Source organism: Thalassospira sp. ABD4_177, assembly GCF_056160125.1.
Genome location: NZ_JBSWWO010000008.1, coordinates 12,241 through 27,425, shown reverse-complemented (window position 1 = coordinate 27,425; position 15,185 = coordinate 12,241). Strand labels below are relative to the sequence as shown.

Below are 15,185 nucleotides of genomic sequence, written 5' to 3'. Positions count from 1 at the left end.
TCGCCGTGCGGGGAGCTTGGATGCTAGATTGTTACCAACTTGCCTTGGCAACACGCATGAAGTTTTGGCCCATGATTTTATCGACGTCATCAGCCGAATAGTCGATTGAAATCAGGGCATCGGCGAGGGCCGGGAGTTTGCGTGGGTCAAACACCGCGGCACCACCGGCTGCCGGGCCATAGCCGCTTGCGGCGGGCCAGTAGTAATCCTTGTCCACACCATCGGGGAAGTCGTTGGTGCCGGCGACAGACGGCATGGTATCAAGCCCGATACCAACATGATCAATCCCGACCAGTTCGACCGCATATTTGATATGGCGGATCATGTCGGGAACTTCCGGGGCGTTTTTGGATTTAATGAAACGCTGGAAACCGCAGATGCCGATCACGCCACCGGTATCGGCGCAGGCCTTGATCTGTTCATCATCAATGCAGCGTTCATGGCCCCCTAATTCCTTGGGGTTGGCGTGGCTGAAGACGACCGGTTTGGATGACACCCGCATGATATCAAGCGAGCTTTGCCGCCCGGTGTGGGAGCAATCCATGATCATGCCACTGGTGTTCACGGCCTTGACCATCTCGACACCCAGATCGGTCAGCGGGATATCCACATCGTGGCAACCACCGGCGACGGAGTTGTTGCGGTTATAGGCAAAGTGGATCTGCTTGACGCCCAGCTTGGCAAAGACCGGCACCATTTCAGGCATGTCCTGGAGCATCACCGAGCCTTCCAGATCAAACCCGACGCCCAGAAGACCTTTGGATTTGGCGATTGCCAGATCGTCAAAGCTTTCGATCTGCATGTATTTGTCGGGGTGGGCGGCGATCTTGGCGCGGAAGGCGGCGATCACGCGCAGGATATGGGCAACGCTGTTCATATCCATGCCGACATTCACACAGACATAATCGACATGACCCGCGACATAGGTATCAAGCAGGTCTGCCGGTGTCTTTTCATCAAGCGGCAGGCAGGCGTGGGCATCCCACGTAAAGGCCGGGATATATTGCCGCTTGTAGTTGGTCAGTTTGCTGTCAGCCGGTGCGAAGGGCGTTGCGAAGCTAAGCGTGGTGGCAGAAGTCATGGTATCTCCGGTCAGTCCCAGTCGACAAAGCTGTCAATAACGGCGCGGTCATAGCCGCCAGCAGCCTTGTAAAGCTGTTGGGAGTAGGGATGTTCAAGCGTGCCCTCGGCCAGCTGGCTGGCGGTGGCGCGTTCGACAATACGGCCATGGTTCATGATGGCAATATCGTCGCACATATGCGCCACCACGGCGAGGTCGTGACTGACCATAATGTAGGTCAGGCCAAGCTCGCGGCGCAAGCGACTGAGCAGATTAAGCACTTCGGCCTGAATAGACACATCAAGGGCCGAGGTCGGTTCATCCAGCAGCAAAATCTTGGGTTCAAGGATCAGGGCGCGGGCAATCGCAACACGCTGACGCTGCCCGCCGGATAGCTGATGGGGATAGCGGAAGCGGAAGGAGTTATCGAGCCCGACCTGTTCGAGTGCCTGCACGACGCGGCCGTCAGAATTACCAAGCCCATGGATATTGACCGGCTCGGTCAGGATGCGGTCGATGGTATGACGCGGATGCAGCGATCCGAACGGATCCTGAAACACCATTTGCACAAGGCGATAGAAATCCTTGTCGCGTTTGGGGCCGAGTTCCTTGTTGTTGACCAGAATTTCGCCTTCCCAGTCATCGACCAGACCGGTGATGGTGCGCAGCACCGTCGATTTGCCCGAACCCGACTCACCAACGAGGCCATAGGAGCCGTTTTTCGGCACCTTGATATCGACATCCTTGAGAACATGGTTGTCGTCAAACCAGGCATTGAGTTTGTTGATTTCAATCATTTGCGTTCCCCTTACCCTTCGGCCCAGCTTGCTTCGCGCTCAAGGATCGGCAGATCTGTATGATCCCCGTCCATTGTCGGCAAGCAGTTCAAAAGCCCCTTGGTGTAGGGGTGTTTGGCTTCGTGCAGGGCAGAGGCCTTGATTTCTTCGACCACGTGGCCCTGATACATGACCAAAACACGGTCGCAGAAGCTTGAAACCAGCTGCAGGTCGTGACTGATGAAAATCAGCGCCATGCCACGATCGCGCACCAGGTCGTCAAGAATGGCCATGACCTGAAGCTGTACCGTAACATCAAGTGCGGAGGTCGGTTCATCAGCAATGATCAGTTCGGGATCGGGGATCAACATCATGGCGATCATGACGCGCTGCCCCATACCGCCCGAAACTTCATGCGGGTAGGAGTTAAATACGCGTTCGGGATCGCGGATTTTAACCGCATCAAGCATATCAATCGCGCGGTGGCGGGCTTCCTTGGCGTTCACCTTGTGGTGTTCGCGGTAAGCCTCGATGATCTGATCACCGATGGTCATGACAGGGTTCAGCGAATATTTCGGGTCCTGCATGATCATGGAAATGCGTGCACCACGCACCTTACGCCATTGTTTGGGCGTCAGGTTTGCCAGATCGACATCATGGAATTTCAGCTGATCAGCGGTGATTTTGCCATTGGCAGCGGTCAGGCCGAGAATGGCGCGCCCGGTCTGGGACTTGCCAGAGCCTGATTCGCCGACAATGCCAAGCCTTTCACGGCCAAGGTCGAACGACACACCGCGCACGGCATGGACATCCCCCTTGGGCGTGTTGAAGGTTACTTCGAGGTTTTTGACCGACAGAAGGGTTTCATTGGACATGATCAATCGCCTCCACGCGGGTCAAGAACATCACGCAGGCCATCACCCAGAAGGTTGAAGCCGAGGCTCACAATCAGGATGGCGATACCTGGAACGGTGGCCACCCACCATTGTTCAAGCAGGAACTGACGACCATCGGACACCATGGCGCCCCATTCGGGCATCGGCGGCTGTGCACCCAGACCCAGGAAGCCAAGACCTGCGGCAATCAGGATCATGCCAGCCATATCAAGGGTGACACGCACAACCAGCGAGCTGATGCACATCGGCATGATATGGCCCGTGATCAGGCCCATGTTGGATGTGCCCTGGAGACGGGCGGCTTCGATGAAGTCGGATTTGCGCACGGTGATTGTTTCGGCACGTGCAATACGGGCATAGGGCGGCCATGCGGTAATCGCGATGGCAAGAATGGCGTTTTCAATGCCCGGACCAAGTGCCGAGACGAAAGCAAGGGCCAGGATCAGTTTCGGGAAGGCCAGAAAAACATCGGTGATGCGCATCAGTGTGGCATCAATCCAGCCACCGAAATAACCCGCAGCCGTGCCGACGAGAAGCCCCACTGGTGCAGCCGTGATCGCGACAAGTCCGACAATCAGTAGCGTATACTGCGCGCCATAGATCAGCCGTGACAGGATATCGCGACCCAGCTGATCGGTGCCAAACCAGTGTTCCGCTCCGGGGGGCTGAATACGATTGGCAAGATCGGCGGCCAAGGGATCATACGGGGCCAGAAGCGGGGCAAAGATCGTCACCAGAATAAGGCAGATGACAATCGAAAGCCCGATCATCGCCAGCTTGTTTTCGGTAAACTTCAGCCATGCGAGCCACGCGCGGCCACATTTTGCCTGCCAGCGCGATTGCGGGGCGTCTGATGTCAGCCATTGCTTAAGGCTGGTTTGCGAAGTGTTTGTCTGTGTTGTCATGTTTATCTCCGCGCTCTGGGGTCGAGCAGGCGGTAAAGCACGTCAGAAAGCATGTTCACGCCAATAAAGACCGTGCCCACCACAATCGTGCCACCGAGAACCGCGTTCATATCGGCATTGAGCAACGAGTTGGTGATGTAAAGGCCAAGGCCCGGCCATGCGAAGATGATCTCGGTCAGAACCGATCCTTCGAGCAGATTGGCGTAAGACAATGCAATCACGGTCACCAGCGGCACCATGACGTTGCCCAGCGCATGGCGCCAGATGATGCGATGTTCGGAAATGCCTTTGACCCGTGCGGTCAGGATGTATTCCTGGCTGAGCTGTTCGAGCATGAAGGACCGTGTCATGCGCGCGATATAAGCCAATGAGAAATAGGCAAGGATCGAGGCCGGCAGAACAATGTGCGAGACCGCGTTCCAGAACAGATCCATGTCGCCTTCGATGAGGGTATCAACCAGCATCAGACCCGTCGTCGGTTCAATGAAATCGACATAGAACGAATCAAGGCGTCCGGGACCGGCAACCCAGTCGAGCTTCATATAAAATACCAGAAGCCCCATCAGACCCAGCCAGAAAATCGGGATAGAGTGACCAGCAAGACCAATCACGCGGACCACATGATCGGGCCATTTTCCCTTGTTGATGGCGGCAAAGACGCCAGCCGGGATGCCAAGGGATACACCGATAATTGTCGCGAGCGTTGCCAGTTCCAGCGTTGCCGGGAACACGCGTTTGATATCGTCCAGCACGGAGTTTGACGTCAGCACCGACTGGCCAAAATTGCCCTGCAGGACATTGGAAATATAAATAAAGAACTGCTGCCAAAGGGGCAGGTTGAGCCCCATTTCCTCACGCACGCGGTCATATGTACTTTGCGACGCATGATCGCCTACAGCTGCCAGAACCGGATCAATCGGCAAAACACGACCGATCAGGAAGGTGACAAGCAGCAGGCCAAAGAATGTAATGGCAAGTGAAAAGACCAGCCGCAGGACAGTCGCCGCGGGGCCGGATGCGAAACGGGCGCGGTTGCGCCCGTCCCGTTTATTGCTTTTAACAGCGGACATTACGACCGTTGTCTCCTTCGTCGAGATTAGTCTTTGGTGACATAACGATAATAGTTGTTATCGAATGACGGACCGAGGACGAAGTTGTTCACGTTACCGCGCATGGATGCGATTTCAGTTTCCTGGAACATGATCACGAACGGACCGGTTTCCAGAACTTCTTTCTGAAGATCGACATACATTTCGGCACGCTTGGCGTCGTCGCGCTCAAGGGTGGCGGCATCGGTTTTCGCGGTCAGATCACCGGCATCCCACGAGTTACGCCATGCCAGCGGCTTGGCTGCGGCGTCGTCGGAGTTGTCCGGGTTCCAGGCAAAGGTCGATGCGTTGGTGTGCGGATCCTGATAGTCCGGGCCCCAGCGACCGATATAGATATCGTGCTGACGGGCGCGGTATTTGGTCAGGGTCTGTTTGCCATCACCCGGAATGATTTCCAGATTGATGCCGACCTGTGCCCAGGTTGCCTGGATCGACTGTGCCATCGCCATGATCGAGGTGGTGTTACGCGTATCCATGGTTACGCTGAAACCGTCCGGATAACCGGCCTCGGCCAGAAGGGATTTGGCTTTTTCGACATCAAGCGAGTAGGGGTTCTCGTTATAGGCACCCAGGAAACCTTCCGGCAGGAAGGCCTGATGAATTTGCGAACGACCCGCCAGGATGGTTTCGGAAATACCTTCGTAATCGACGAGGTATTTCAGCGCTTCACGGACTTTCGGGTTCGACAGATATTCGTTTTTCTGCGACAGGCCGAGATACCAGAGCGCACCTTTACCCTTGGAGAGCAGCTTGATGTCGTCATTGCCGGAAATCGAGGCCAACTGATCGGCTTCGAGGTTACGGGCAATATCGATATCGCCTTTTTCAAGCAGGAGCTGCTGTGCTGCGGCTTCCTTGACGCTCTGGATAATGACGCGCTTCATTTCCGGTGCGCCATCCCAGTAATCTTCGTTCGCCGTCAGGCTGAGGCTTTCACCCGCGGTCCATTTGTTCAGCTTGAACGGGCCGGAACCGGCATAGTTGGTTTTAAGCCACTCGTGACCAAGGTCACCGTCAACTTCGTGGGCAAGGACTTCTTCCTTGTCGACAACCGCACCAACGCCAGCGGTCAGGCAGTAGAGAACGAAGCTCGGTGCGTAGGGCTGGTCGACTTCCATGACGAGGGTGGACTCGTCAGCGGCGTAGATCTTTTCCTTGACGTTTTCGGCAGTGAAACCGAACTGGCCGAGAATGAAGGCCGGAGATTGATCAAGCAGGATCACGCGCTGCAGCGAGAAGGCAGCATCTTCGGCGGTCAGGTCATTGCCCGACGCGAATTCGATGCCATCACGGATTTTGAAGGTGAAGGTCTTGCCGTCTTCGGAGACTTCCCAGCTTTCGGCAATCACGCCATAGATATTGGAGACGTCTTCGTTGTCGAAACCGATCAGACGGTCATAGGTGTTACCGGCATATTCAGCGCCGGAAAACTCGAAAATCTGTGCCGGATCAAGCGTGATGATGTCATCAATGGCAAACGCCATGACGAGGGCATTTTTCGGCGTTTCGGCCTGTGCCATCAAAGGTGCGGTAGCGAGCGCGGTCCCCATGACCAGCCCTGCGATAAATTTGCGCATGATGCGCCTCCCGTTTGTTGTTGTGGGACTGCAGGCCAAAGCGTGGACTGATAGGCAACCAACTGGAGGCCGGAGGCGAAATAGCTTCATCTTCGCAGCCATCCGGGGTTTGGTTTACGCCTTCAGGCCCGAATATTAAGTGGGGCGGCCTGCAAGTGTTTGCTAAATGCCTGTGGAGCTGAGCATAATTTATACGATTAATCAATGATCAGTCGGTCAGTATTGCTGTCTAATTCATCAAAAGACAGATTCTGCGACAAAACTTCAAACTTTTAGTTGCGTAATTTGTCCGGAAGTGTACCCAAAAGGGTGCGGCGGGGCTGGCACGATGATCTCGTCGGAAACAAAAAAGCGCCAGCGATAAATCGCGGCGCTTTTTTTGTGCATCATTCCCAATCAGGAAGGGAATGGCGCGAGTGACGAGACTTGAACTCGCGGCCTCCGGCGTGACAGGCCGGCGCTCTAACCAACTGAGCTACACCCGCATTGTGCGTGGCGCGGTTTATATAAAGACCGCCTCTGGGTGGCAAGTGTTTTTTGACCGATTTTACAAAGAAAAATACATTGGCGAATTTCGCCGGTTTGTTTGGGAAAAGTTCCGGGAAAACAAAAAAGCGCCAGCGATAAATCGCGGCGCTTTTTTTGTTCATCATTCCCATCAGAGAGGGAATGGCGCGAGTGACGAGACTTGAACTCGCGGCCTCCGGCGTGACAGGCCGGCGCTCTAACCAACTGAGCTACACCCGCATGGCGTGGCGCGGTTTATATAAGGGGTGCTTCACTCTGGCAAGGGCTTTTTTGCAAAAAAAAGACGGGCCGGAAAATCAGTCGAAAAACGTCGACACGCAGCCTGGATCAGAGGGCGTTTTCGCCGTGCGGAATGCGCAGATCAAGGCAATGATCAAGGCGGAGGTGATGGGCAGAAACAAAAAAGCGCCAGCGGATGAACCGTGGCGCTTTTTTTGTACGTCATTCCCAATCAGGGAGGGAATGGCGCGAGTGACGAGACTTGAACTCGCGGCCTCCGGCGTGACAGGCCGGCGCTCTAACCAACTGAGCTACACCCGCATGGTGCGTGGCGCGGTTTTTAGCAGTCGCTCCCAGGTGGCGCAAGCGGTTTTTGACCTGCAAGTTCAAATTTTGAACCGGTTCTTCTGCCAGTAGAAACCAAGCGGGCCTTGGGCGCGTCAAGGTTTACCGTTTTTAGTGGGGGTCAGGTGGTGCGAAGGCATGGAACGCGGCGTGTGAGGGTAGGTGGCTTTGTCGGGCTAACCGGACATATCAGTTCGTTGAAAAGCGATGAAAATGTGTCTGGTCGCGCCAGTGCTGCAGGCGCAATTGCCCGTTGGCCGCGTAACAAGGACAGTATGCGAAAGATTAAGTCGCGCGGGATGTCTATTCGCGCGGGTCTTCGTAGCGTTCGGTCAGTTTGGTCAGGGCCGCGACAGTTGCCTGTTCGACGGTTGAGCCAAAACCGGTAACGCGCCCGGCCAGAATGACATAGAGAGAATCGATATGAAGCTGCATAACGAGCAGCTGTTTTTCGTTGGCGGTGGTACGGTCGGCAACGAAGGTTTCCAGCGATTTGGCGATCTGGGTCATTAATGGATACTGGAAAGTCCCGCCCAGCGCCTTGACCGAATAGGCAAGATCACTTGCCGCCGTGACGGCCTCAGGGCGTTTGGATTTATCGCCAAGCCCTGCGATCACCGTTTTACGGCATGCCATCAGGTCCTTGCCGATGTCGCGAACGAAGGTTTCCGAGCTGCGCTGAACGACCTGTTCGAGCTCTTCGAGCTGTTCGGGCGACAGGTTGATGTCGAAACCCTTTACGAAGTTGACAGCCCGGCGCTTGAGATCAGTTTGTGCAGGAATGATTTGCGCATTCTTTTTCTTTTTTGGTTGTTCCGGCTTCACGATTGCTCCGCTTCCCCAGTCAAAATGACTCATTCGTCTGTGCTCCTGCGATCAGGGCCATCAAACTGGACCTGTCTGCGACGTCGGTCCGGGCCAAAATAGGTCCCGGTATTCACAAAGACACGCGGTCGGGTGATCACCGAAACCAGACGGCTGTAAAGTGCCTTGGCGTTGAAGGGTTTGGCAAGAAATTCCGTAATCCCAAGATCGCGCGCGGTCGTCACGTAGCGAAGCTCGGAATGCGCGGTAAGCATGATCACCGGAATGAACCGGTTTGGCGAATTGGTCGAATTGCGCATGACATCAAGAAATTCGAGGCCATCCATGCCGTGCAGGCGCCATTCGCAAATCACGATGTCGATCTTTTCCGTGCGCAGCACGTCAAAGGCAGCATTCGGCGTTTTCACGCGTTGGATATGACTAGCCCCCAAATAGGCGAGCGTGTCATAAACCACCTGAGCCGAAATCTTGTCCCCGTCAACAATCAGAAAACTGATTTTACTAAAGTCTATTTTCGCGTTCATCCGGCCTCGGTTCCTGAGCATCATCACGAAATGCGTCGCTGTTCAGGAGGATACAGCAGCAAATCATACCCCGTTGCTGATCTGTAAATCCTTATACCTTTGTCTGGTTTCCAGCAAGGCCAAACCGCAAGGATTCAGGCCGGGAAATCTGACAAATACTGACCCAGGGCCAGCTTTAAATATCGAACAGACGACGTTTGCGTCTTATTTTTTGGTGCTCGTGTCCGGTTTGAACACACCCAATATTGGATATTTTTTTTGAGAGTAAAGAGGAAGATCGTTTTTATTTCATGGGCTTGGTGGTGCCGTCGTCGTCGATGACCTTAACGGCGATACCAGACTCTTCGAACATTTCTGTCGATATTTTCATATCCTGTTCCCAGCGTTCGAGAAAATCAGGGGTCAGTTTCGACTTGTCGACATAGACCTCGGCGATGCCGGCCTGAATGATGGCACGCGCGCAATCGCAGCACGGGAAGTGCGTGACATATAACGCGCAGCCATCAAGCGACGTGCCGGTATAACTGGCGTTATAAATGGCATTGCGTTCGGCATGTTCGGTATAGGCGTATTTTTCCGGACGCTGATGGCGGTTTTCGACGGCGTCATCGACCCCGCGCGGAAAACCGTTATAGCCGACAGCACGAATCTCCTTTTTCGGGCCGATAACAACGGCACCGACCTGGGTGCTGCGATCTTTTGACCAGTCTGCAATATGGGCTGCGAGGCCAAGAAAGCGGTGGTGCCATTTGCTCATGAAAAGGATCCTGTTTGCGCCAAAGGTATGGTCGGTCGGCTCGTCCGATATGACCGAGATATTTCACCGGGATGGGTTCTTTAAAGAAGGCGCTTCTTGTAATTGTCCAGTGAAAAATCACATTTTTGTAAAGGCAATTAAAGAAAAGTCCCTGTTCAAATAGGGGCTGATTGATTATTAAGGGGGTACCCCCAGAAAAAGATCAGGACGCCTTTTCGTCTCGCCGCAGATGCAGGCCGAAGCGGGAAGGCTCATGTGTAAACCGAATAACAAGAGGTAGTAGCCGATGCGCCGTCAACGTAAGGCGAAGATCATCGCGACCCTGGGGCCGGCAAGTTCAAAGCCAGAAATCCTCGAACAGATCGTGCAGTCAGGTGTGGACGTATTCCGCCTGAACTTCTCGCATGGGGAACACTCAGAACATCTGGCCCGCTTTGAAGCGATCCGCGCTGTAGAAGAAAAACTCGGCCGCCCGATCGGTATTTTGATGGATCTTCAGGGCCCGAAAATTCGTGTCGGGACCTTTGCTGATGAGCAGATCGAACTGGCAGCCGGTGACAAGTTCAAATTCGATATGGACAAGAAGCCGGGCGACAAGACCCGTGTGGCGCTGCCCCATCCCGAAGTGTATGCCGCGCTCAAGCCGGGTGCGAACCTTCTGCTTGATGATGGCAAGCTGCGCATGCAGGTCGACAAGTGTGACGACAAGTCCGCAGAATGCACCGTCATTACCGGTGGTCCGCTGTCAAACCGCAAGGGTGTCAATCTTCCCGATGTGATGTTGCCGCTGTCACCGCTGACCGACAAGGACCGTGCCGATCTGGTTTACGGTCTTGAGATGGGTGTTGATTTCGTGGCCCTGTCATTTGTGCAGCGTCCCGAAGACGTTGCCGAGGCACGCAAGATCATTCAGGGCCGTGCGGCCATCGTTTCCAAACTGGAAAAACCGCAGGCGATTGATCACCTTGATGAGATTGTCGAGCTTTCTGACATGATCATGGTCGCGCGTGGTGACCTTGGCGTCGAATGCCCGCCGGAAGATGTTCCGATCCTGCAGAAACGCATCATCAAGGCCTGCCGCGAAGCGGGCAAGCCGGTGATTGTTGCCACCCAGATGCTTGACTCGATGGTGTCCAACCCGGCACCGACCCGTGCCGAAGCATCCGACGTCGCGACGGCCGTTTATGACGGTGCTGATGCGGTGATGTTGTCGGCCGAAAGTGCTGTGGGTAAATACCCGATCGAGACCGTGTCGATCATGGACCGTATTCTGCGCCGTGTGGAACAGGACGAGCTTTATTACCGCATGCGCGATGCCAACCGTCCGGATCCGGAACATAACGCCCCGGATGCGATCAGTGCGGCGGCCCGTCAGGTGGCCACCACCATCGGTGCGAAAGCGGTTGTGAACTATACCTCGTCGGGTTCGACGGCGTTCCGTGCCGCGCGTGAGCGTCCGGAAGTTCAGATTCTTGGCCTGACGCCGCGGATTCAGACGGCACGTCGTCTGGCGCTTTGCTGGGGCGTGCATCCGGTCTTTACCCGTGATGCCACCAACTTTGCCGAAATGGTCGGAATTGCGACAGAAGTGGCGAAGCGCGAAGAATTCGCCGGGCCGGGAGACTCGCTTGTCATTACCGCAGGTGTTCCGTTTGGGACCCCGGGGGCGACCAACATCCTGCGCATTGCGTGGGTTAGCAACAATTAAGCTGATCCTTAACGCATACCATTGCGTGTTGAGACTTTTCAGAAAACGGGCGTCCTTCGGGGCGCCCGTTTTTGTTTGGATACGGTTGGTAAACAGCCCCCTTTGCCGGGTTTTTCGCAGACAAAGGGCAGGGGGCATCAAAGCCCCCGTTATCGTTAATGTTTTTTTGAGTCTTTGCGCCGATAGTCATTCTGTAATCAAGGCTCTATCCAAGGATTTGAGCCATTGAGGTTGGGCTATCAAAATTAGACGTCTTGTCTGGTTGTGTATCGCTGTCAGTTTCGGTTAAGCTATTCTGACAAAACACAAAAATAAGGCATCGCAACGCCGATGCCGATATGCCGCCAGGCACGGGACCAGGGGAATAACTGCGATAATGCTGAGTTGGATGTTCAATCGGCAAAAGAATGCGGGCAATGAGGGGCTTGATGACAAGGCCTCGGCAAAGCTGCGTGATCTCGCCGACACTGTTCGTACTATCGCACCTGAGTCGTTTGGGGCTGATAAAGGTCAGCCGCAGGGCCGCACGATTCCCCGCAAGCATATTTCCGAAAACTCCGCCGACGCCGCAGGTCTTGAACATGCCGCGCGCCTTTCATCTGAACTGGACGCGCTTGATGATGTTGAAGATGTGCCTGATTTCGATAGCGATGTCCGCATGGATGTCGCCCGCCGTCTGCGTCGGCACCTGACGGATCTAAGCCCGTCGGAACGCCTTGATATGGTCGATGAGTTCGTCGCAGCGATTGCCAACATGGGCGATTGTTATCGCCCGCAGGTGATCGCGCTGATCGAACAGGAACTGGGCCATACGCCATATATGACCCGTCAGGCCGCCACCCGTTTGCGTCAGGACATTCAGGCGATTGGCCGGGTATCGATTGCAGACTATGTCGAACTTCTGAGTGATGCCGATTTCCTTGATATCATGCGGGGGCGCAGTGAGTTTGTTCAGACTGCGGCCGAGCGTGAACGTGCAGAGCTTGAAGCCGCCGCCAAGGTCCGCCTGATCGCGCAGCAGGCCGAAAAGGAAAAGGGCGGGTTGCTGAACCGTTTGCTGTCATCTGACGATGCGCCGCGCAATGTCGTGCCGATGACACCGCACCTCACCGAGAAGGCGACACCGAAGCCAAAGGCACCGGAAAACGACATTCTTGGGGGCCAGAACCGTATTTCGCGTCAGGCCCAGCGCCGCATTGCGCATTTCATTATGGCATCGCTGTTTGACACCTTGGTCGAACAAGGCCGCATGCGCACCGAAGTTGCCCGTGCCTTGCGCCAGTCTGTGCGTCAGCGGATCGAAAAGGCCCGTTTTGAAAACCGCATGCCGGTCCAGTCCCGCGAAAGCGAGATGGAACTCGAGATTGCCGATAACGAAATGGTCGAGAACGATATCGTTGAGGCATCTGATGCCAAAATGACGATGGATCAGTATGTGCTTGATGCCCTGTCGCGCAATGACGATGCGCTGGTGGTACAGGCGCTGGCGCAATATGCCGAGATGCGGACCAATGCCGTTTCCAAAATTCTTGATTCGGGCAGTGCCCGGGCGATTACAGCGCTTGCATGGCGCGCGGGAATGACCGCGCCGGCGGCGGTTGTCTTGCAGATCAGCAACGGTATTCCGGAATCGGCGATTGAAAGCCCGGCAGCCGGTGGCCGCTATGCGATGGCCGCAGCGGATATGGACTGGTATATAGATTTCTTTAGCGACATCAAGCCGGTGGCAGCCCGCACCAAGGTCGAAAAAGAAAGCGAACCGACCCCGGCCGAGGCGCCCAAAGCACGTTCTTCTGTTCGTAACTCAGCACGCAGTCATGGCCTGCGTTCGCGCTCTAGCCGCAATAGCGGCGGGCTGGAAGGCTTGGTCTCTGACAAGCGGTCCAAAGGTCGCAAAGAGGACTGAGTGCCATGAGCAGCAATCACGGCATCTCATATGACGGGCTCAAACATGCCCTTACCATCAAGGAAAGTTATCTGTCTGGCGAACCGCTTACCGTAACCGGGGCGGCCAAACAGCAGCGCCTTTTGATGCCGGAGCATTTGCTGAGCAATGACCTTGCCCTGATGCAATATGATGATCCGTTGGCATTGGCTGTGATTGCGACCAAGGACCCGGAAAGCCCGATGGCATTGGCGGCCGCGATCCGCATGGGCCCGCATGCCAAGTGCAAGGAACTGATCACCGGTGTGTTTGAAGTCGTATCCGAAGCGACCAAACACGAATTGGTTGCCGATTGCGCCAAACTTTTGACCAAGAATGCCTTCAGCCCGGAAGCCTTCCACCTTGTGCGTACGCGCGCCTCCAATCACGTGGTGGAAATCCGCGAAGCCTATCGCCGGGCAATGGGTGATAACCTGCGGGCTTTGCTTGATGGCAAAATGGAAGCCCGGGCGTTCGTCGAAGAATTCATCGAGCTGGCCTCGAATGGCAATCTGCGCATTGATATCTATCGCCGTCTGGTGATGAAGCTGATGCGGTCGGATGCAGTACGGCCGAGCGTCAAATTCATGCTGCTGGAACGTCTGGATCGTTTCCCGCAGATGGTAAAGCTTCAGATCGTCAAAGAGGTCAATTCCGCACCCGATACCGCAGAATATCAGACCCTTAAGCAGGAACTGCGCTGGATCTACGAGGCAAAACAAAAACAACAATTGCCGCAAGCGCAGCAAACGCCGATCAATGCATCGGGCAATACCAACGCATCCGGGCCGCGCATCAAGGCGGCCGATCTTGTTGGTCGGTCACAAATCGATTTCGGGGCGGCGGCTGGCATTCATCAGCGCAACAGCATCATCAAACCGGCCGAGCCCACCCTGCGGCGCAACAGCGCGCCAAACCTGATGACCAGTGGCGGGTTCAGCACGCGTGAACTGTCTTCCTGGCTGAACTAAGCATACCTCAGATAAATCCAAAGAACCTAGTTATGCAGTGCCGACGTCGCGTTTGATGCCGGTACATGAACATGCAGGCCAGCTTGTTTTTCGAGATAAACCGTGCAAATCACACGCACCAGTGATGCGAAGTTCGGAATGTCGCCGCGCGTCGCCACAACTTCGTCATGGATTTTGCCGAGAAACTGCGGTGTTGTGAAACCCTCACCAGAGGCGATTTCATCAAGGATCTGCCAGAAGCGTAGCTCAAGGCGCAGGCTGGTCACCACACCATTGATCCGCACAGAGCGGCTGACGGATTGATAGAGTTCGGGGTCGGTTCCTGAATAGATCTGACACATTTGGACGGCCTTTCCTTTGGGTGCCGCTGTCACGATCCGTGCGGCGGTCTTCTTTTTGGTTGGCACAATGGTCAATCAAACTGCGCCCAAACGCAATGCACGTTTGGGCGCAGACAGATTACAAATTGATTTCGGTGCCAAGAACCTTGAGGAAAGCCGCCATCCATTTCGGGTGGGCTGGCCATGCCGGGGCGGTTACCAGATTGCCATCGGTGCAGGCATCATCAATATCGATGTCGGCATAAACGCCCCCACCGAGTTTGACCTCTGGCGCGCAGGCCGGGTAGGCGGAAATCTTGCGATCCTTGATAATGTCGGCCGCGGCAAGCAGCTGCGCACCATGGCAGACAGCGGCAATCGGTTTGTCAGCCTCATGGAAGTCGCGAACCAGGCGAATGACATCTTCGTTCAGGCGCAGATATTCCGGGGCGCGACCGCCGGGAATGACCAACGCATCATAATTTTCGGCGCGTGCGGTCGCGAAATCGGCATTGAGTGCAAAGTTGTGACCGCGCTTTTCGCTATAGGTCTGATCGCCTTCGAAATCATGGATGGCGGTTGCGACCGTGTCGCCCGCCTTTTTATCCGGGCAGACGGCATCAACTTGGTGGCCAACGGCCAGAAGGGTCTGGAACGGCACCATGGTTTCGTAGTCCTCGGCATAGTCGCCGGTGATCATGAGAATTTTTTTCGCAGACATATTTTATCCTCCCGCTTGTT

General features: G+C 55.2%; 14 protein-coding genes and 3 tRNA genes. 3 read left to right on the top strand and 14 right to left on the bottom strand.

The features are described from left to right. Window positions 1-31: 31 nt before the first annotated feature. The 12 genes from ACXAF0_RS19500 to ACXAF0_RS19445 all read right to left on the bottom strand — a co-directional run bounded on the left by ACXAF0_RS19500 (window position 32) and on the right by ACXAF0_RS19445 (window position 9,521). Window positions 32-1,081 carry a dipeptidase gene (locus ACXAF0_RS19500; protein ID WP_475347489.1) on the bottom strand — a complete coding sequence of 350 codons (1,050 nt, stop codon included), beginning with the start codon at window positions 1,079-1,081 and terminating at the stop codon, window positions 32-34. An 11-nt stretch (window positions 1,082-1,092) separates the two neighbouring features. Further along, on the bottom strand, window positions 1,093-1,857 hold the full coding sequence (locus ACXAF0_RS19495) for an ABC transporter ATP-binding protein (RefSeq protein WP_475347488.1): 765 nt from the start codon (window positions 1,855-1,857) through the stop codon (window positions 1,093-1,095). An 11-nt stretch (window positions 1,858-1,868) separates the two neighbouring features. Then, entirely contained in the window at window positions 1,869-2,711 is an 843-nt protein-coding gene (locus ACXAF0_RS19490) for an ABC transporter ATP-binding protein (RefSeq protein ID WP_475347487.1), read from the bottom strand. 2 nt (window positions 2,712-2,713) lie between these two features. Next, window positions 2,714-3,637, bottom strand: coding sequence for a nickel transporter permease (nikC, locus tag ACXAF0_RS19485; protein WP_475347486.1), 924 nt, complete (start codon window positions 3,635-3,637; stop codon window positions 2,714-2,716). A 2-nt stretch (window positions 3,638-3,639) separates the two neighbouring features. Beyond that, window positions 3,640-4,707, bottom strand: coding sequence for an ABC transporter permease (locus ACXAF0_RS19480; RefSeq protein WP_475347485.1), 1,068 nt, complete (start codon window positions 4,705-4,707; stop codon window positions 3,640-3,642). A gap of 26 nt (window positions 4,708-4,733) precedes the next feature. After that, window positions 4,734-6,323: an ABC transporter substrate-binding protein gene (locus ACXAF0_RS19475; protein WP_475347484.1), complete on the bottom strand. Its 1,590-nt coding sequence runs from the start codon at window positions 6,321-6,323 to the stop codon at window positions 4,734-4,736. Between the two features lie 408 nt (window positions 6,324-6,731). After that, window positions 6,732-6,808: transfer RNA gene (locus ACXAF0_RS19470), tRNA-Asp, on the bottom strand. Between the two features lie 185 nt (window positions 6,809-6,993). Next, window positions 6,994-7,070: transfer RNA gene (locus ACXAF0_RS19465), tRNA-Asp, on the bottom strand. A gap of 244 nt (window positions 7,071-7,314) precedes the next feature. Continuing rightward, a tRNA-Asp gene (locus ACXAF0_RS19460) sits at window positions 7,315-7,391 on the bottom strand. 327 nt (window positions 7,392-7,718) lie between these two features. Further along, a complete protein-coding gene (locus tag ACXAF0_RS19455) occupies window positions 7,719-8,273 on the bottom strand; it encodes a transcriptional regulator (protein ID WP_475347483.1) in 555 nt (184 codons plus the stop codon). Then, window positions 8,270-8,764 carry a response regulator gene (locus tag ACXAF0_RS19450; RefSeq protein WP_475347482.1) on the bottom strand — a complete coding sequence of 165 codons (495 nt, stop codon included), beginning with the start codon at window positions 8,762-8,764 and terminating at the stop codon, window positions 8,270-8,272. Before ACXAF0_RS19450 ends, ACXAF0_RS19455 begins: the two co-directional genes overlap by 4 nt. 283 nt (window positions 8,765-9,047) lie before the next feature. Continuing rightward, window positions 9,048-9,521, bottom strand: a complete 474-nt coding sequence (locus tag ACXAF0_RS19445) for a deoxycytidylate deaminase (RefSeq protein ID WP_475347481.1) — start codon at window positions 9,519-9,521, stop codon at window positions 9,048-9,050. Between the two features lie 286 nt (window positions 9,522-9,807). Here ACXAF0_RS19445 and pyk point away from each other — a divergent pair, with 286 nt between their 5' ends. From pyk to ACXAF0_RS19430, 3 genes are all read left to right on the top strand, one after another. Beyond that, entirely contained in the window at window positions 9,808-11,229 is a 1,422-nt protein-coding gene (pyk, locus tag ACXAF0_RS19440; protein ID WP_475347480.1) for a pyruvate kinase, read from the top strand. A 376-nt stretch (window positions 11,230-11,605) separates the two neighbouring features. After that, window positions 11,606-13,135 (top strand): DUF2336 domain-containing protein, encoded by a 1,530-nt coding sequence (locus ACXAF0_RS19435; RefSeq protein ID WP_475347479.1) that lies wholly within the window; start codon window positions 11,606-11,608, stop codon window positions 13,133-13,135. 5 nt (window positions 13,136-13,140) lie between these two features. Then, window positions 13,141-14,124, top strand: a complete 984-nt coding sequence (locus ACXAF0_RS19430) for a hypothetical protein (RefSeq protein WP_475347478.1) — start codon at window positions 13,141-13,143, stop codon at window positions 14,122-14,124. Window positions 14,125-14,150: 26 nt separating this feature from the next. Here ACXAF0_RS19430 and ACXAF0_RS19425 read toward each other — a convergent pair whose 3' ends face one another. Continuing rightward, a complete protein-coding gene (locus ACXAF0_RS19425; RefSeq protein WP_475347477.1) occupies window positions 14,151-14,465 on the bottom strand; it encodes a ribbon-helix-helix domain-containing protein in 315 nt (104 codons plus the stop codon). Between the two features lie 118 nt (window positions 14,466-14,583). Next, window positions 14,584-15,165, bottom strand: a complete 582-nt coding sequence (locus ACXAF0_RS19420) for a DJ-1/PfpI family protein (protein ID WP_475347476.1) — start codon at window positions 15,163-15,165, stop codon at window positions 14,584-14,586. Between the last annotated feature and the right edge of the window lie 20 nt (window positions 15,166-15,185).